Genomic DNA, 17,432 nt, shown 5'->3' with positions numbered 1-17,432 from the left:
ACTGCGTAGAGTTCTGCAACGCGAATACTGGCTCGTTCGTCTTCTACGTGTGTTTTTTTTCAAGCAGAAGACGCGATACGAGTTTTAGTACGGTCTCGTGGGTTCGGAGATGTGTGTAAGAGGCAGGGGGGAAGGGGGAGGGCGCGTCAGGCCGCCCGGGCCTGTGCCGCGGGCGTCGGATCCGACGCTGCCGGCCTCCGGTGCTCGACCGTGCCGTGCACGGCCTGCGGCGCGCGCAGCAGGTTGAGGATCGGGCAGGCGCGGTCGACCTCGGCTTGCAGGCCCGCCAGCGCCTCCGGCGCGGCCGGCGAGACGATCCGCACGGTGTAGGCGAGGTCGTGCGGGGCCACCGGCACCGCCTCGAAGCCCGGCTGTCCGGCCCGGGCATCGATCTGCCCGTTCACCGCGACCTCGACCGCATCGAGGGGCACGCCGAGGCGCGCGGCCTGGATCAGGTAGGAATGGGCGAGGCAGCTGCCGAGGATGCCGAGCTGCAATTCCGGCGAGCCGGGCCCGAGGTCGTAGCCGGCGAAGTCCGGCGGGGAATCGGTGACGACTTGGTGGTCGCGGATCCGGATCCGGCGCACGCCGCTGCGGCCCTCGACGCTCACCGTCGCGGAGAGCGGCACCGCCACCAGGCTGCCGTCCTCGATCCGCGCCTTTCGCGCCGCCAGTGCCGCGCGCTTCTCCACCAAGTATTCGTTGAGCGATGTCATGCCGGCCCCATGCATCGGGCGCGCCGTCACGCGTCGCGCCCTGTGTGTCGAGAGGCCTTGATCTTGTCGTTTTCGGCAGAAACGGTCAACGAAACGGGATTGTTTTATACCATGACTTGCTGGGACAGACTTGCGAGAACTGGCGGTATGGCAGGGAGATTCTTCTCAGGGGTGCCGCTCATGCCGTCCGCTTCGGTCCATGACAGCCGCTTTCAGCCGATAGCGGCTACTCCTCCCACCCACGACCCCGGGATGAGGCCGTGGAGGGGAGGGTGGCGAGGCGCCGCAATCAGGCCGGTTCGCCGAACGGATCGGCGACGATCGGCCAGAGCGGGCGGCCGGCCCGCGGCAGGCGCAGGGCGGAAAAATCGGGATTGGCGCTGCCCGGCACCGCGACGTGGAGGATGCGGTCGGCCCGCGGGGCGAAGCCGGCATTGAAGTGCTGCGCCGACTTCAGGAACACGGTGGCGTAGTCGCTCAAGGCCACGCCGAACTGCTCGAACACGCTCGGCTGGAAGACCTGGGTGCGCAGGGCGTTGAGCACGATGTGCAGGCCCCCCGCCTCGACCATCACGCAATCGCCCATCGGCTGCTTGCCGTTGCCGTAGGTCTGGACCGCGTCGGGCCGGATGCCGAGCACCCGCACCGTGAGGTCGACGGGATCGCCCGACATCGGGCCGGTCTTCCCGCCGATGCGCAGGGCCAGGCGCGCGCCCTCGCCGGCCTCGCGGCAGAGCCGGACCGCCACCGGATCCCAGAAGCTGCCGATGGCGCACCGCGTCGCGCCGGCCTCGACGAGCGCGCGCAGCAGGAAGGTCGAATCGCTCGCCGAGCCCGCCCCGGCATTGTCCGAGACGTCGGCCAGAACCGTCACGCCCGCCGGGGGCGCGAGCGCCACCTGCACCGCCTCGTCGAGGGTGAGGAGCCGGTCGGTGGTCGCCTCCCGCATCTCCCACAGCTCGCGGGCCAGCGCCGCGGCTTTGCGTTCGGCGAGGCCCAAGTCGCCGTCGGTCACCGCCACCACCTTGGCGCCGACATCCGGGATGTCGGCCCAGGGAAAGCCGTGAGCGAGCGACAGGGACAGGATCCCGTCCCGCCCCTCGGCGGCGCTCATCCGGTCGACGAAGCCGCGGGTCGGCTGGTTCGGCGTGCGCCACACCGCCAGCATCCGGCAATCGGCCACCGCGATCACCGGCCGGGTCCGGCCGGCCCGGGCGTCGTCGCAGAGGCGGAAGAGGTCCCGCGCCCGGTCGTCGACGTCGACATGCGGGTATTCCTTGTAGGTCAGCAGCACGTCGGCGGCCGTGACGATCCGGTCGGTCAGGTGGCAATGCAGGTCGAGCTCGACCCCGATCGTCACCTCGCTCCCGACGATCTCGCGTGCCGCGGCGACGAGCTCGCCCTCGCAATCGTCCTGTCGCTCGGAAATCATCGCGCCATGGAGGTTGAACAGGACCATGTCGACCGGGCCGGCGGCCTTGAGATCGCCGAGGACGCGGTCGCGCAACGCCTCCCAGACGTCCTGGCGCGTCGGCCCGCCGGGCGGCGCGAAGGCGGCCAGGCTCTCGACGACCGCGTAGCCGGCGGCCTCAGCCCTTTCGCGCCAGACTCGCATCGGTCCGGCGAACCAGTGATCCGAGCGGCTTGAGGCCTCGGCCTCGACGTAGAGGTCGTCCAGGAAGGCCGCGCGCCCGGTCGGGATCGGCGAGAAGGTGTTGGTCTCTGTGCCGAGCGCGGCGATGAAGAGCTTCACGGGTGGGTCTCCTGATGATCGGCTGGTGCAGGGCGGGTTCGGATATCGCCGTCCGCGCGGTCTCCGGCGGCGATGACGGTTTATCCCGCCTTCGACCTCGTCCTGAGGTGTTGGCGATCGAAGATCGCCCGCACCTCAGGACGAGGTCATGGTGAGATCAGGCAGGTTTGCAGGCTGTTCGACGCGTCGGCCGACCGTCAGCCCGCCGCCACATGCACCCCCGGCCGCTTCCCATCGTTCCACTTCCCCCCGATCGCCCGCTCCACCTGCGCGGCGAGCTGCAGCAGCAGCCCGTCCTGGCCCTGGGCCGCCTGGGCCTGGATGCCGAGCGGCAGGCCGTGCTCGTTCCAGGCGAGCGGCATCGACAAAGCCGGCAGGCCGCACAGGTTGGCGAGCGGCGTGTAGGCGAAGTTGCGCCACAGGTTCTCGAACCAGTCGTAGACCGACGGTTCGTCGCTGATCGTCAGGTACTCGGTGGTGCCGACGCGCGGCGTCGGCAGGGCGGTGATCGGGGTGAGGATGATGTCCCATTCCTCGAAGAAGGCGCCGAAGCCGCGCGCCGTGGTGTTGAAGGTGGCCTGCATCGCCGCCCGCTCGGTGTAGCTCGCGTGGCGCCCGGCCTCCCAGATCCGGATGTTCATCGGCTCGACCAGGCCCTCGGGCGGCCGGTCGAGGCCCTTGGCGGCGATCAGCCCGTTGATGGTCTGGGCGAAGTTGGTGATGTAGCAGGTGGTCTGGGCCTGGAAAGCCGCCCGGATGTCGACCGCCGGCAGGGCCCACTCGACATGGTGGCCGAGGCCTTCGAGGAAGCGCCCGACCCGCTCCAGCTCGGCGACGTGGTGCGGCACGGCGCGGTAATCGCCCCATTCATGCGACAGCGCGATGCGCAACCGTCCGGGATCGCGACCGATCAGCGTCGCGTAGGGCTCCGGCGCGGTCCAGTACGGCATGAACTCGCCCGGCGCAGCCCCGCGGCACAGATCGACGAAGGCGGCGGTGTCGCGCACGCTCCACGACTGGCAGCCCTGGATCGACACGATACTGGTGAGGTCCGAGCCGTAGGGCGCGATCGAGAACACGCCGCGGGAGGGCTTGAGCCCGAGATTGCCGTTGACGCCGGCCGGGATGCGGATCGAGCCGCCCCCGTCCGTGGCGTGGGCCATCGGCACCACGCCGGCCGCCACCGCGGCGGCCGACCCGGCCGAGGATCCGCAGGTGGTGTAGTCGAGGTTCCACGGATTGCGGGTGACGTAGACCGCCGGGTTCTCGGCCGAGCTGCATACCCCGAATTCCGGCGTGGTGGTGCGGCCGATCAGGTTGAGCCCGGCCCGGCGCATCTGGCCGGTGAGGTGGCTGTCGCTCGTCGCGCGGTTGCCGCGCATCAGGAGCGAGCCCATTTCCTGCAACCGGCCTTTCAGGGTCGGCCCGAGATCCTTCATCAGGAACGGCACGCCCGCGAAGGCGCCGTCCAGGTTGGTGCCGTTCCGCGCCGGATCCGCGATGGCGTCGTCGAACAGCTCGATCACGGCGCTCGTCTGCGGGTTCGTCAGCGCCACGCCGGCCGCCGCCTGGGCCGCGAGTTCGGCCGCCGTCACTTCCCCGGCGCGCACCCGCGCGGCGAGGGCGCAGGCATCGTGCTGCGCCCATTCCTCCCAGCTCATGGCGAGGGTCATTGGCTTGATCCTGTTCTTGTTACGATTCAAATGGTGTCGTCATTGCAAGACAAGGCGCGTCACCCTCTCCCATGTGGGAGAGGAGTGAGGGTGGAGACGGTGCAGCAAGAGGAATGAACCTTTCCGCTGCCAGCACTACCCTTGGCGCTTTACACGGAAGCGTGTCACCCTCGCGCGATCGTCGATCGCCCCTACCCCTCTCCCACACCTTGCAGCGATACCGGGCAAGGATCTCTGGCAAGCCCGGCATCGCCAGGAGAGGGGATCCCGCGACTCGTCACGACGGGTTTGCATCAGGCGGACGCCGCTTCCTGAAGCCGTTCCCCCCGCCCGAACTCCCGCCCCGGCGCCGCCTCGATCAGCGCCCGCGTGTAGGCGGCCGTCGGCCGGGCGAAGACCTCCGCCGTCGGACCCTCCTCGACGATCCGGCCGCTTTGCATCACGATCAGCCGGTCGCAGATCTGGGCCGCCACCCGCAGGTCGTGGGTGATGAACAGGATCGCGAGGTCGAAGCGCCGCTGCACGTCGTCGAGGAGGGCCAGCACCTGGCGCTGCACCGAGACGTCGAGGGCGGAGACCGCCTCGTCGGCGATCAGGATCTCGGGCTCCATGGCGAGCGCCCGGGCGAGCGCGATGCGCTGGCGCTGGCCGCCGGAGAACTGGTGCGGGTAGCGGGCGAGCGCCGCGGGATCGAGGCCGACGAGGCTCATCAGGTCGCGGGCCCGCGCCGTCGCGGCCTTGGCGTCGCTGCCGAAATTCACCGGCCCCTCGATGATCGAGTCGCCGACGGTCCGGCGCGGGTTGAGGGAGCGGAACGGATCCTGGAACACCACCTGGATCTTGCGGCGCAGCGGCCTCAAGCGGCGCTCGGGCAGGCGGGCGATGTCCTGGTCTCCCACCATGATCTGCCCCGCGCTCGGGGCGATCAGCCGGGCGATGCAGCGGGCGACCGTGGACTTGCCGGAGCCCGACTCGCCGACGATGCCGACCGTCTCGCCGCGGCGGATCCTGAGCGCCACGTCGGCGGCGGCGTGGACCTCGCGGGCCTTCTTGAACAGGCCGCCGCTGCGATAGGTTTTGCTCAAGGCCGCGGTCTCGAGCGCCAGCGCCCCGGTCACCGGCGGCCGCCTCGCGGGCGTCATCGTCGGCACGGCGGCGATCAGCATCCTGGTGTAGGGGTGCTGCGGATGGCCCAGCACCTGGTCTGCCGGCCCCTGCTCGACGATGCGGCCGTGCTGCATCACCACCACCCGGTCGGCGATCTCCGCCACCACCCCGAAATCGTGGGTGATGAACAGCACGCCGGTGCCGCGGCGCTCCTGCATCTCGCGGATCAGCCGCAGGATCTGCGCCTGGGTGGTGACGTCGAGCGCCGTCGTCGGCTCGTCGGCGATGAGCAGCGCCGGATCGAGGATCAGGGCGGCGGCGATCATCACGCGCTGGCGCTGGCCGCCGGAGAGCTGGTGCGGATAGGAGGCGTGCATCCGCTCCGGATCGGGCAGGTGCATGGCCTCCAGCATCGCCAGCACCTTGGCCCGGCGCTCCTTCGGCCCGAGGTCGGTGTGGATGCGCAACACCTCCTCGATCTGGTCGCCGACGGTGAGCACCGGGTTCAGCGCCGTCATCGGCTCCTGGAAGATCATCGCCATCCGGTCGCCGCGCAAAGCCCGCAGGCGCTGCGGGCTCGCCGTCAGCACGTCCTCGCCGAGGAGCCGGATCGCGCCGGCGACGGGTTTCAGCACCCGGGCGAGCAGCCCCATCACCGAGAAGGCGGTGACCGACTTGCCGGACCCGGATTCGCCGACGACGCAGACGATCTCGCCGGGGGCGACCGTGAAGGAGACGCCGTCGACGGCGCGGAGCCGGTCGCCGCCGCCCGGGAGCGCGATGGCGAGGTCCGCGATGTCGAGGACGGGGGAGGGCGTGTCGCTCATCGGCCGGTCATCTTCGGATCGAGGGTGTCGCGCAGGCCGTCGCCCAGCATGTTCACGGCGAGCACCGTCAGGCCGAGGAAGATCCCCGGATACAGGATGTTGTGGGGGTAGACCCGGAACAGGTTGCGCCCTTCCGCCATGATGTTGCCCCAACTCGGGATCTCCGGCGGGATGCCGATGCCGAGGAAGGACAGGACCGCCTCGACCAGGATCGCCGAGGCGGCGATGAAGGTGCCCTGCACGATCAGCGGCGCGATGGTGTTGGGCAGGATGTGGCGCGCCATCAGCTGCGGCAGGCGGGTACCGGCCATGACCGCGGCCTCGACATAGGGCTCCTCCCGCACCGAGAGCACGATCGAGCGCACCAGCCGCACCACCCGGGGGATCTCCGGCACCACGATCGCCGCGATGACCGCCGGGAGTCCGGCCCGGAACAGCGACACCACCGCGATGGCGAGCAGGATGCCGGGGATCGCCATCAGCCCGTCCATCAGCCGCATGATCGGCCCGTCGAGGGGGCGGATGTAGCCGGCGACGAGGCCGAGCAGGAGGCCGACCGCCAGCGCGATGGTGGCCACCGCGACGGCGATCACCAGCGACACCCGGGCGCCGTAGAGGACGCGGCTATAGACGTCGCGCCCCAGGCTGTCGGTCCCCATCCGGTGACGGAAGGTCGTGGTGCTGCCGTCCTCGGCCCGGAGCGTGCGCTCGAAGCCCGGCGGGCGGTTGCGGGTTGCCGGGTTGATCGCGGTCGGATCGAGCGTGCCGAGGAACGGCGCGAACGCGCCGATCAGTGCCATCAGCAGCAGGAAGCCGGTGCCGAGCGCCACGACGGGGTTGCGCAGGAGGCGCGCAGGCAGCGTCCGGGGCGGCGGCAGGGTCGCGACGGCGGGCGCCAGCAAGGTCGGCTCGGCACTCAATGGCGGATCCTCGGGTCGAACAGGCTGTAGGTCAGGTCGATCAGGAGATTGATGAGGACGTAGACGCCCGAGAACAGCAGGATCAGCGCCTGGATCGTCGGGTAGTCGCGGGCCAGCACCGCATCGACGGTGAGGCGGCCGAGGCCGGGGATCGCGAAGACGCTCTCGGTCACCACCACCCCGCCGATGAGGAGCGCGATGCCGATGCCGACCACGGTGACGATCGGCACCGCGGCGTTCTTGAGCGCGTGGCGGAAGAGGATCTTGCGCTCGACCTGGCCCTTGGCCCGGGCGGTGCGGATGTAATCCTCGTTCAGCACTTCGAGCACGCTCGCCCGGGTCATCCGGGCGATGAGCGCGATGTAGACGACCGACAGGGTGAGCGCGGGCAGGACCAGCCGGTGCAGGTAGCCGCCGAAGCCCGCGGAGAGCGGCTGGTAGCCCTGGACCGGGAACCAGCCGAGCGTGATCGCGAACACGTAGATCATCCCGTAGCCGATTACGAAGACCGGCACCGAGAAGCCGAGCACCGAGGCGCCCATCACGATCCGGTCGAGCCAGGAGCCGTGCCGGTAGGCCGCCACGACCCCGAGGGGAATCGCGACGCAGACCGCGATCAGCATCGTGGCGGCGGCCAGCGACAGGGTCGGCTCGACCCGCCCGAGGATCAAGTCGCCGATGCTCTTCTTGAAGAAGAACGACTCGCCGAAATTGCCCTGCAGCAGGTTGCCGATCCAGATCAGGAACTGGACCAGCAAGGGCTGGTCGAGGCCGAGCTGGTGGCGCACCTGGGCGATCTGCTCGCTCGAGGCGTTGTCCCCGGCGATCACCGCCGCCGGGTCGCCGGGGGTGAGCCGCAGCATCAGGAAGACCAGCACCGCCACGATCGCCAGGACCGGGATGGAGGCAGCGAGCCGCCGGAGGACGTAGCCGAGCATGGCGGGCCGCTTACTTCTTCTTCTCGACGTTCCAGAACACCGGCGCCGCGGCGGTCAGGATGCCGGTGACGGTCTTCCGCGCCGCGATCGGGATGTAGAACTGGCCGAGAGGGATGTAGGGCACGACCTCGCGCCAGCGCGTCTGCACGGCTTCGGCGATCGCCTTCTGCTTGGCCGGGTCGACCTCGCGGGCGAAGTCGTCGCGCAGTTTTTCCATCTCGGCATCGCAGGGCCAGCCGAACGGGGCCTTCTCGCAGCTCATGTTCACGAAGCTCGACATCACCGGGTTCAGGATGTCGGCCGAGACCCAGGAGGTGTTCATCAGGTTCCAGCCGCCCTTGTCGGCCGGATCCTTGCGCACCCGGCGCGACACCACGGTCTGCCAGTCGGACGACTGCATATCGACCTTGAAGCCGCCCTTCTCGAGGAGCTGCTTGGCGACGGGGCCGAGATTGGTCAGCGTCGGCAGGTCGGTCGAGTGCAGGAGGACGATCGGCGTGCCGTCATAGCCCGCCTCCTTCAGCAATTGCTTCGACTTGGCGAAGTTGGATTCGAGCAGCCCGTCCATCCCCTTGTCGGTGGCCATCGGCGAGCCGCAGACGAACAGGGCCTTGCAGGCCTTGTAGTAATCGGGATCGCCCACCACCGCCTGGAGGAAGTCGGTCTGGTTGAGGGCGTAGGTCAGGGCCTGGCGCACCTTCGGATTGTCGAAGGGCTTGATCAGGTGGTTCGGCCGCATCGCGTATTGCAGGCCGAGGGGGTTGTAGTCGACGAGCTTGACCCCGGCATCGCCCTTGAGCAGCGGGATGAGGTCGTAGGCCGGCTGCTCGATCAGGTCGATCTCGCCGGCGAGCAGCGCGTTCACCGCCTGCTGCTGGTCCGAGATCGCCAGCCACTCGACCCGGTCCACCTTGACCACCTTGCCGCCGGCCAGCCCCGAGGCCGGCTCGGACCGCGGCTTGTAGTCCTTGAACTTGGTGTAGACGATCTTGTCGCCCGGCTTCCACTCGTCGGCCTTCATCACGAAGGGGCCGGAGCCGGTGAAGTCGGAGATCTGCTGGTTCGGGTCGGTCTCGGCGACCCGCTTCGGCATCATGAACGGCACGTTCGAGGACGGCTTGGCGAGGCCGAACAGCAAGAGCCCGGTCGGCGACTTCAGCTTGACGGTGAAGCGTTGCGCGTCGTCGGCGGTCATGCCCTCGACGAAGGTCATCAGCTTCTGGCCCAGCGAGTCGCGGGCGGCCCAGCGCTTGATCGAGGCGACGCAATCCTCCGCCGTGACCGGCTTGCCGTCGTGCCACTTGAGGCCGTCACGCAGGGTAAACGTGTAGGTCAGGTTGTCGGGTGACACCGTGTAGGTGTCGACCATCTGCGGCTTGACCTCCCCGTTGCCGTCGAGCGCGAACAGCGTGTCGTAGATCATGTAGCCGTGGTTGCGGACGATGTAGGCGGTGGTCCAGATCGGATCGACGATCTTGACGTCCGAATGCATCACCGCCTTGAGCGTCTGCGCCGGTGCGCATTCGGGCGCGAGCAGGGCCGCGGTTGCGGCGACCAGGCCGAGAACGGACCGACGAAACGCCATCAAGCTTTCTCCTCGCAGTTGCGCCGGCCGGGCGGCGACACGTTCAGGTGCGGGCCCACAATGCCCGCGATGCAGGGTCATGCAATCGACAGACCAGCTTTCCGGCTGAGGCCGAAGCCAGTCGGTTGCGCCGAAGACTTCGGCTCAATTCAAGTCTCGGGACAGCAGAGGCGGGGCCGTGAAGGTCTTGACGTGACCATGCCGCTGCAGACCGACGCAGGATGCGGGAGGGCGGCCGGGCTGACTACGACGAAATCGTGCGAGGCGTGCACCGCTTTTCGTGGCACTCCCCGGCCTGTCAGGCCCTCACTTTGAGCAGCGCGGCCTCCAGGTCGCATCGCAGGCGCTCGGCGGCGAAGCTCGGCTGGCGGTCGGCCGGGACGCAGAGGTCGAGGGAGGTCTCGACCGGCATCGTGTCGGGGAACGGCACCGCCATCATCGTGCCGGCGGCGATCTCGTCGGCGAAGGCGGCGCGCGGCAGCACCGCGAGGGCCCCGGCCTGCACGATGAGCGTGCGCTGCAGGTCGAGGGAGGCGGCCTCGAAGGTCGGCACGATCCGGCACCCGGCCTCCGCCGCCGCCCGGTCGATGAAGGTGCGCACGCCGAATTCCGGCCCCGGCAGCACCCAGCGGTAGCCCTCGAGCGCCGCGCAGGCCGTGCCGCCCGCCCGCGTCACCGGGTGGCCCGGCGGTGCGATGATGAATTGCGGCAGCCGGACCCGCCGGACCACCGTGATCGCGTCGGAGGCCGGCGCGAAGAAGGTGAGGGCGAGGTCGCAGGACGCGTCCTCGATCGCCCGCACCGCATCCTTCGCGGTCCCGGTGCGCAGCCGGGCACGGACATTCGGGTGGCGGGCCGCAAAGGCGGAGAGCACCGGCACCAGGATCGCCGAGGCGACGCCCTCCGCGGCGTGGACGCCGACGAGGCCCCCGCGCAGGCCCTTCAGGTCGTCGATCAGCCGCACGACATGGTCGAGCTCGTTGATCGTCCGGTCGAGCTTGGCCGCGAGCAGCTCGCCCGCCGCGGTCAGCCGGATGCCGAGCGGCCCGCGCTCGAGGAGCGGCGCGTCCATGTAGTATTCGAGCTGCGAGATGTGCCGCGCCAGCACGTTGGGATGGATGTCGAGCTGGGCGGCGGCGTCGCGCAGCGACGTGCAGCGGGTGACGACCGCGAAGTAGTGGAGAGCGACGATCTTCGCCATGCCGGGGCGTTCTTCCCATGGACCGGCCCCGCCCGCGCCGACCGCGACATCCTCGGACGAACAATCCGCTCGCGGGCGAACCGTGACGGAGCGCGCCGCGCGTGTCTCTCACGAAACTCCCGCACCGTCATGGCGCGCTGCGGCAGGCGCGGCGCGCGGCCCATCGACCCGCGGTACTCCGGACGCCGCGTGTCTCCCACGTGGATCGAACGGGGACCGGCGCGGGATCGTGCGGTGCCGGAGCCGCCTGCTCCGCTCTGGAATAGACAGCAGGTTGCGCGGCTGCCGTCGCTCCCGTCCCTCGCAACCTGCCGTGTCGTGGACCCCGTGGCTTGCCGACGCAAGTCTGCCTAGCGCGCGGCGCCGGCCCCGAGGGGCTCCATGCCGCTCTCCCGCACCGCAGGGGCGGCCTCGGGCGAGGCGAGGAAGCGGACGAGCGCCCGCGCGGCCTCCTTCTCACGGCTGCCCGCGACGATGCCCGCCGAGAACACCGTGTAGAGCTGCACCTCCTGCGGCAGCAGGCCGACGATCTCGATCCCCGGCACGGGCTTCAGCTCGCTGAGCTGCTGGAAGCCGATCTCCGCCTCGCCGCGGGCCACCACGGCGGCCACCGGCTCGGCCGGGATCATGCGGGCCTTGTCCTTCACCTCATCGGCGATGCCGAGGCGCTTGAACATCTCCCGCTCGATATACACGCCGCTCGCGCTGTCCGAGTAGGCGATCGACTTCGCCGCGAGCAGGGTCTTGCGCAGGCCCTCGACCGTCGCGATGTCGGGCTTCGGCGTGCCGGCCCGCACCGCGACGGCGATGCCGGAGCGGGCGAGCGGGGTGCGGCTGTCGGCCTCCACCTTGCCCTGCTTGATGAGGTCGTCGAGGGCGTAGTCGACCATGACCACGACATCGATCGGCTCGCCCCGCGCGAGGCGGGCCGGGACCGCCTGGGGGGTGTGCCCCATGGACGGGCCCCACTCGGTCGCGAGCTTGTCGCCGGTGCGGCGCTCGAAGTCGGGGGCGAGGGCCCGGTAGGCGGCGGCGAAGCCGCCGGAGCTGACGACGCGCAGCTCGGTCGCCGATGCGGCCCCGGCCAGAAGCGGCAGGACGAGGCCGAGGAGGCCGGACACGACATGCAAGCGTTTCACGGATCTTCTCCGAAGACGGGACGTCGGGCGCCTCTCGGCCTCCCGATCGTCGGCCTGGATGGGGTGCGGCCGGGCCTTCGCGCGGAGCGACCCCGGCCGCGTGACGGAGGGCGAGGGCCTGCCGCAGGGTCCGCGGCAGGCCGTGTCCGCGCTTGAAGCGGACTTTGCCTCGGTAAGCGGAGTTCGCCTCGGTAAGCGGACTTGCCGCGGTGAACCAAGGCAAGTCCGCTCGGGTTTCCGGTGCGGTGCGGTGCGGTGCGGTGCGGTGCGGTGCGGTGCGGTGCGGTGCGGTGCGGGGGCTCGCCGCGACCGGCAGCCAGCCGCTGCGGACCCGGCTCAGGCCGCGGCGGCCTCCCGGGCGAGCCCCGCCTTCACCGGGCTCCGCTCGCGGTAGATGAGGAGCGTCGCCACGAGGCCGCAGGCTCCGGCGAAGACCAGCCAGAAGGCCGGCGCCGCCTTGTTGCCGGTCACCTCGATCAGCCAGGTCGAGACCAGGGGGGTGAAGCCGCCGAACAAGGCGGTGGCGAGGGAATAGGCCAGCGAGAAGCCCGCGGTGCGCACGCTCGCCGGGACGATCTCGGTCAGCGCCACCACCATCGCGCCGTTGTAGCTCCCGTACAGGAAGGACAGCCACAGGAGCACGATCAGCATGTTGGTGAAGGAGGTGTTGGCGACGAGCCAGGTCAGCGCCGGATAGGCGGTGAGCAGGGTGAGGGCCGAGAAGACCAGGAGGATGGGCTTGCGGCCGATCTTGTCGGACAGGGCGCCCATCACCGGCAGCCAGATGAAGTTCGACACCGCGACGCAGAAGGTCACGATCAGGCTGTCCTCGGCCGACAGCTTCAGCACGGACTTGCCGAAGGTCGGGGTGTAGACCGTGATGGTGTAGAACGAGACCGTGGTCATCACCACCAGCAGCATGCCGAGCAGCACGATGCGCCAGTTGCGCCCGAGCGAGGCGAAGATCTCGCTGCTGGTGGGGCGGTGCTTGCGGTGCAGGAACTCCTGGGTCTCCTCCAGCGAGCGCCGGATGTAGAACAGGAACGGCACGATCAGGCAGCCGATGATGAACGGGATGCGCCAGCCCCAGGAGGCGACGTCCTCCGGCGCGAGGGTCCGGCTCAGGGCGTAGCCGATCAGCGCCGAGGCCATGATGGCGACCTGCTGGCTGCCGGACTGCCAGGAGACGTAGAAACCCTTGCGGCCGGGCGTCGCCATCTCGGCGAGGTAGACCGACACGCCGCCGAGCTCGACGCCGGCGGAAAAACCCTGGAGCAGGCGCCCGATCAGCACCAGGAACGGCGCGAACAGCCCGATCGTCTCGTAGGACGGCACGAAGGCGATCAGGATGGTGCCGGCGGCCATGATGCCGAGGGTCACGATGAGGCCCTGGCGCCGGCCGATCCGGTCGACATAGGCGCCGAGGAAGATCGCGCCCAGCGGCCGCATCAGGAAGCCGGCGCCGAAGGTCACGAAAGTGAGCATCAGGGAGGCGTACTCGTTCCCGGCCGGGAAGAACGCCTTCGAGATGTAGGTGGCGTAGAAGCCGAACAGGAAGAAGTCGAACATCTCCAGGAAGTTGCCGCTCGTGACGCGCAACACCGTGGCGACCTTCGATCGCGACCGGTCCTCGGGGGCGACATGCGCCATGGTATCCTCCCAGGGGTTGTGACGGCGCTGCCGGGGTCGTCTCCCGCCCCGAGCCGTCGGATTGGTTTGGGTCGGGACGACCGCCCTGCGGCGGCCCGCGCCGGAGCCGCCAGGCTGCGGCGTCCATCCCGTGCGCGGATGGTCCAGGAGCGCCGGCCAGGATCGGGGCCGGACGCCGTGATGGTGGAGGGGGCCGGCGCGGGGCCGCCGGCCGCGATCGGGCGGCGGGGGCCTCGCGTCATGCGGCCGGGGAAGGGGAGAGGCAGGCCGGGCGGGCCGCCGTTGCGGCGGGGCCGGCAGGCGGGGGCGCGTCAGCCTCTCGGGCGCGAGAGAACTCGGGCGTGAGCGGATCGCGCCTCAGCGGTCGGCGGGGCCGGGGACCTGCATCTGCTTCCTCCTATCTTCGTTGGGAGGAACGTTAGGGCGGCAACCTGTCATTAACCTGTCACGGCGTGCCGGCCTGCAGGTCCGGCAAAAGGGAAGGCGCGGCTTCCCTGTCCCGCCGCAGCCTTGTGCGCCAGCCCGCGTGGCCTGGAAGGCGGCCTACCGGCCCTCGATGGCGCGGCGCCACTGCTTCAAGGTCCGGCTGCGCTTGATCTGGTCGAGGGAGGTGAGAAGCTCCGGCCCGACCGCGATCGGGCGCGGGTTGGGCGCCGTCACGACCGGATCGTCGGGCCGGCGCGCGTCGGGGCGGGAGGGCGTCACCGAGCGCGCCGCGAGCCGTGCCTGGCCCTCCCGCGACAGCATGTAGTCGAGGAAGAGCCCGGCCGCCGCCTTGTGCCGGGCGGCCTTGGGGATGAAGGCGATGCGCGAGGTGACCAGCAGGTAGTCGGAGGGCAGGACCACGCCGAGCCGCGGATCGTCCTTCGCCCGTTCGAGGGCATAGGCGCCGAACACGTCGTAGGCGAGCAGCGCCTCGCCCGCGGCGACGCGGTCGAGCATGGCGGTGGTGGTGGTGTAGAGCTTCGCCCCGGCCTGCCCCAGGGCGCGCACCATGTCCCAGGTCTTCTGCGTCACCGCGAGGTTCTGGGTCAGGAACAGGAAGCCGACGCCGCTGCGCTCCGGGTCGTAGGTGGCGACCTTGCCGTGCCAGGCCTCCGGATTCTGCGTCAGGCTGCGCAGGAGGTCGGCGTGGCTGCGCGGCACGCGCTCCTCGGGCAGGAGGTCGCGGTTATAGGCGATCGCCACCGGCTCGGCGGTGATGCCGTAGGCCTCGGCGCGCCACACCGCCCAGGGCGGCAGCCCCGCCGCCTCCGGGGAGGCGTGGCGCTCGGCCATGCCGTCGTTCACCAGCTTGACCTGGAGGTCCATCGCCGAGCTCCAGATGATGTCGGCCGTGCCCCGGCCGGTCTCGGCCTCGGCCAGGAACTCCTCGTAGAGCTTCGAGGAATTCAGCTTGGCGTAGGAGACGGCGATCCCCGGATGGAGCTGCCGGAAGCCCTCCAGCAGCCCGGCGGCCTCGGCCTCGTCGGTCGTCGCGCGGATCACCACCGCTCCCTCCCGGACCGCCTCCGTGGCGTCCCGGCGCGGCCCGTCGACCGTCGCGTCGACCTGCGCCCGGGCGGCGCCGAGGAGGGCGTCGAAGGTGACCAGCCCGAAGGCGACCAGCCCGGCCGCGGCGAGGATGCGCATCGTCACTCCTGTCCCTGCGCCATTTTTCGCGTTGCCTGGGACGCTCACGGCGGCAAGGATCAAAGGCTAGAGGTTTACGCTGCGATGCCAAGCGCCGGATACCAAGGGCCGGATGCCAAGCGCCGCGACCGTGCCGTCGCAGCGCGGATCTGCGGGTGAGCGCATCGAGGGAGGACGGGGGAATGCGGGTGCTCGTCGTGGAGGACGACGCGGCGCTGGCCCGTGGCCTCGTGGCGTCGCTCCGGCTCGCCGGGCTCGCGGCGGACCACGAGGCGGACGGCGAGACGGCCGCGCAGCTCGCCCTGTCCGAGCCCTACAGCCTGATCGTGCTCGATATCGGCCTGCCGGGCCTGTCCGGCTTCGAGGTGCTGCGGCGCATCCGGGCGGCGGGGAGCGCCGTGCCGGTGCTGATCCTCACCGCGCGCGACGCGGTGGCGGACCGGGTGCGGGGGCTCGATCTCGGGGCGGACGACTACCTGCTCAAGCCCTTCGCTCCCGCCGAGTTCGAGGCCCGGGTGCGCGCCCAGATCCGGCGCGGCCAGGGCCAGCCCAGCCCGGTCCTGTCCTGCGGCGGCCTCGCCCTCGACCGCGCCACCGGGGCGGTGACCCTCGACGGCGAGCCCCTGGCGCTCCGGCGCCGGGAGCGCGCGGTGCTGGCCGTGCTGATGGCGAAGGCCGGGCAGGTGGTGCCGAAGGAGCGGCTCTCCGGCGAGGTGTTCGGCTTCGACGACGAGGTGGCGCCGAACGCCCTCGAGCTCTACGTCGCGCGCCTGCGCAAGAAGCTGCAGCCGAACGGGCCGGAGATCCGCACGATCCGCGGCCTCGGCTACCTCATCGACGCCGGATGAGCCGGCGCCGGCCCTCCCTGCGGCGCGGGCTGATGCTGCGCATGCTCCTGCCCGCCGCGTCGCTCGCCCTGGTGCTCGGCCTCGGCGGCGCCCTGGTCATCCGGGACGTCGTCGAGACGACGCATGACCGCCTCCTCGACGGTTCCGTCCTGGCCATCGCCGAGCGGCTCGCGCTGGACGAGGACAACGAGGTCACGGTGGACCTGCCGCGGGTGGCGCTCGGCATGCTGGAGAGCCAGTCGCAGGACCGGATCTATTACAGCGTCAGCTACCGGGGCCAGCTCGTCACCGGCTACCGCGACCTGCCCCTCCCGGCCGTCGAGGTGGAGCCCGGTCCCCCCCGGCACCGGGACGCGGTGATGCGGGGGGCCCCCGTCCGGGTCGCCGCGCAGGCGCGACCCGTCTACGGCAAGCCCGGCGCGGTCCTGGTGCAGGTGGCCGAGACGCGGGACGCGCGCCGGAGCCTCGAGCTGCGGCTCTACGGCGGGCTCTTCCTGCTCGAGGGGGGCCTGCTCGCCCTGGTGGGGTTGCTGACCTGGCACGGGATCGGGCGCGGCCTCGCCCCCCTGAACCGGCTGAGCGCCGAGATCGACCGCCGCGCCGCGCCCGGTGCGGTCAACCTGCAGCCGCTCGACGCCTCGCAGGTGCCGGTGGAGGCGCAGGCCCCGGTGCTCGCCTTCAACACCCTCCTGAAACGGCTCGACGAAGTCATGGGCGCCGTGCGGCGCTTCACGGGCGACGCCTCCCACCAGATGCGCACGCCCCTGGCCGTCCTGCGCATGCATGTCGACCTCGCCCGCCGCCACGGCGTCGGCGCGGCCCCCGAGGGTCATGCCGCCCTCGACGACATCGAGGGCGCGGCGCGGCGCCTGGAGCACCTCCTCGCCCAGCTCCTCGCGCTGGCCCGCGCCGACGAGGATCCCGGCGCGATCGCGATGACGGAGCTGGACCTCGCCGGGATCGCCGCGGCCGTCCTTGCCGACCACGTCCCGCGGGCGCTCGGCGCGGGCATCGAGGTCGAGTACGAGCGGCCGGACGGGCCCGTCCCGGTCGCGGGCCACCCGACCCTCGTGGGCGAGATCCTCGGCAACGTCATCGACAACGCGATCCGCTATGCCGGGGCCGGTGCGCGGGTGGTGGTGCGGGTGGCGGACGCCCCGGGCGGCGCCGTCGCCGAGGTCGAGGATGACGGGCCGGGCGTGGCGCCGCAGCACCGGGAAAAGGTCTTCTCGCGGTTCTACCGGGTGGCCCGCAGCGGCGCTCCCGAGGGCAGCGGCCTCGGCCTCTCCGTCGTCCGGGCGCTGGCCGACCGGATCGGGGCCGCCGTGACCCTCCACGACGCGAGCCGGGGCGGGCCGGGGCTGCTGGTCAGGATCGCCTTCCCGCCGGCTTCCCCGACCGCCGCCGAGCCGCGACCGTGAGGCGTGCCGGTGATCGGCGCGC

At 70.9% G+C, this 17,432-nt stretch carries 13 protein-coding genes; 2 read left to right on the top strand and 11 right to left on the bottom strand.

Features of this window, described 5'->3' with window-relative positions; translation table 11 throughout:
* Nucleotides 1-146 precede the first annotated feature (146 nt).
* The 11 genes from VQ03_RS20920 to VQ03_RS20870 all read right to left on the bottom strand — a co-directional run bounded on the left by VQ03_RS20920 (nt 147) and on the right by VQ03_RS20870 (nt 15,141).
* Nucleotides 147-716 carry an OsmC family protein gene (locus VQ03_RS20920; protein ID WP_048452839.1) on the bottom strand — a complete coding sequence of 190 codons (570 nt, stop codon included), beginning with the start codon at nt 714-716 and terminating at the stop codon, nt 147-149.
* Nucleotides 717-1,005: 289 nt separating this feature from the next.
* Entirely contained in the window at nt 1,006-2,469 is a 1,464-nt protein-coding gene (locus VQ03_RS20915) for a M81 family metallopeptidase (RefSeq protein WP_048452838.1), read from the bottom strand.
* Nucleotides 2,470-2,666: 197 nt separating this feature from the next.
* On the bottom strand, nt 2,667-4,142 hold the full coding sequence (locus VQ03_RS20910) for an amidase (RefSeq protein WP_048452837.1): 1,476 nt from the start codon (nt 4,140-4,142) through the stop codon (nt 2,667-2,669).
* A 293-nt stretch (nt 4,143-4,435) separates the two neighbouring features.
* Nucleotides 4,436-6,076 (bottom strand): ABC transporter ATP-binding protein, encoded by a 1,641-nt coding sequence (locus VQ03_RS20905; RefSeq protein WP_048452836.1) that lies wholly within the window; start codon nt 6,074-6,076, stop codon nt 4,436-4,438.
* Entirely contained in the window at nt 6,073-6,996 is a 924-nt protein-coding gene (locus VQ03_RS20900; RefSeq protein WP_053078683.1) for an ABC transporter permease, read from the bottom strand. Before VQ03_RS20900 ends, VQ03_RS20905 begins: the two co-directional genes overlap by 4 nt.
* Nucleotides 6,993-7,934 (bottom strand): ABC transporter permease, encoded by a 942-nt coding sequence (locus VQ03_RS20895; protein WP_048452835.1) that lies wholly within the window; start codon nt 7,932-7,934, stop codon nt 6,993-6,995. The genes VQ03_RS20900 and VQ03_RS20895 overlap by 4 nt, the downstream gene beginning before the upstream one ends.
* A 10-nt stretch (nt 7,935-7,944) precedes the next feature.
* Complete coding sequence (locus tag VQ03_RS20890) at nt 7,945-9,519, bottom strand: ABC transporter substrate-binding protein (protein ID WP_048452834.1); 1,575 nt, start codon at nt 9,517-9,519, stop codon at nt 7,945-7,947.
* Between the two features lie 298 nt (nt 9,520-9,817).
* Nucleotides 9,818-10,720 carry a LysR family transcriptional regulator gene (locus tag VQ03_RS20885; protein ID WP_048452833.1) on the bottom strand — a complete coding sequence of 301 codons (903 nt, stop codon included), beginning with the start codon at nt 10,718-10,720 and terminating at the stop codon, nt 9,818-9,820.
* Nucleotides 10,721-11,070: 350 nt separating this feature from the next.
* Nucleotides 11,071-11,859: a substrate-binding domain-containing protein gene (locus VQ03_RS20880; RefSeq protein WP_048452832.1), complete on the bottom strand. Its 789-nt coding sequence runs from the start codon at nt 11,857-11,859 to the stop codon at nt 11,071-11,073.
* A 336-nt stretch (nt 11,860-12,195) separates the two neighbouring features.
* On the bottom strand, nt 12,196-13,509 hold the full coding sequence (tcuC, locus tag VQ03_RS20875) for an MFS transporter (protein ID WP_048452831.1): 1,314 nt from the start codon (nt 13,507-13,509) through the stop codon (nt 12,196-12,198).
* 543 nt (nt 13,510-14,052) lie between these two features.
* Nucleotides 14,053-15,141: an ABC transporter substrate-binding protein gene (locus tag VQ03_RS20870; protein ID WP_048452830.1), complete on the bottom strand. Its 1,089-nt coding sequence runs from the start codon at nt 15,139-15,141 to the stop codon at nt 14,053-14,055.
* Nucleotides 15,142-15,323: 182 nt separating this feature from the next.
* Between VQ03_RS20870 and VQ03_RS20865 the strand changes: the two genes are divergently transcribed.
* Together VQ03_RS20865 and VQ03_RS20860 are read left to right on the top strand one after the other, a co-directional pair.
* Nucleotides 15,324-15,989 carry a response regulator gene (locus VQ03_RS20865; protein WP_048452829.1) on the top strand — a complete coding sequence of 222 codons (666 nt, stop codon included), beginning with the start codon at nt 15,324-15,326 and terminating at the stop codon, nt 15,987-15,989.
* Entirely contained in the window at nt 15,986-17,410 is a 1,425-nt protein-coding gene (locus VQ03_RS20860; protein ID WP_048452828.1) for a sensor histidine kinase, read from the top strand. Before VQ03_RS20865 ends, VQ03_RS20860 begins: the two co-directional genes overlap by 4 nt.
* Nucleotides 17,411-17,432: the final 22 nt, after the last annotated feature.

It is taken from the genome of Methylobacterium tarhaniae (assembly GCF_001043955.1).
Classification (GTDB): domain Bacteria; phylum Pseudomonadota; class Alphaproteobacteria; order Rhizobiales; family Beijerinckiaceae; genus Methylobacterium; species Methylobacterium tarhaniae.
Note: the sequence above shows the minus strand (reverse complement) of the source record. Positions and strands in the feature narration are given on the sequence as shown.

Excerpts from the sequence above, each read along its gene's own strand:
- VQ03_RS20920 (WP_048452839.1), bottom strand. The coding sequence starts at position 716 with ATGACATCGCTCAACGAATACTTGGTGGAGAAGCGCGCGGCACTGGCG.
- VQ03_RS20910 (WP_048452837.1), bottom strand. The coding sequence starts at position 4,142 with ATGACCCTCGCCATGAGCTGGGAGGAATGGGCGCAGCACGATGCCTGC.
- VQ03_RS20905 (WP_048452836.1), bottom strand. The coding sequence starts at position 6,076 with ATGAGCGACACGCCCTCCCCCGTCCTCGACATCGCGGACCTCGCCATC.
- VQ03_RS20895 (WP_048452835.1), bottom strand. The coding sequence starts at position 7,934 with ATGCTCGGCTACGTCCTCCGGCGGCTCGCTGCCTCCATCCCGGTCCTG.
- VQ03_RS20890 (WP_048452834.1), bottom strand. The coding sequence starts at position 9,519 with ATGGCGTTTCGTCGGTCCGTTCTCGGCCTGGTCGCCGCAACCGCGGCC.
- VQ03_RS20885 (WP_048452833.1), bottom strand. The coding sequence starts at position 10,720 with ATGGCGAAGATCGTCGCTCTCCACTACTTCGCGGTCGTCACCCGCTGC.
- tcuC (WP_048452831.1), bottom strand. The coding sequence starts at position 13,509 with ATGGCGCATGTCGCCCCCGAGGACCGGTCGCGATCGAAGGTCGCCACG.
- VQ03_RS20870 (WP_048452830.1), bottom strand. The coding sequence starts at position 15,141 with ATGCGCATCCTCGCCGCGGCCGGGCTGGTCGCCTTCGGGCTGGTCACC.
- VQ03_RS20865 (WP_048452829.1), top strand. The coding sequence starts at position 15,324 with ATGCGGGTGCTCGTCGTGGAGGACGACGCGGCGCTGGCCCGTGGCCTC.
- VQ03_RS20860 (WP_048452828.1), top strand. The coding sequence starts at position 15,986 with ATGAGCCGGCGCCGGCCCTCCCTGCGGCGCGGGCTGATGCTGCGCATG.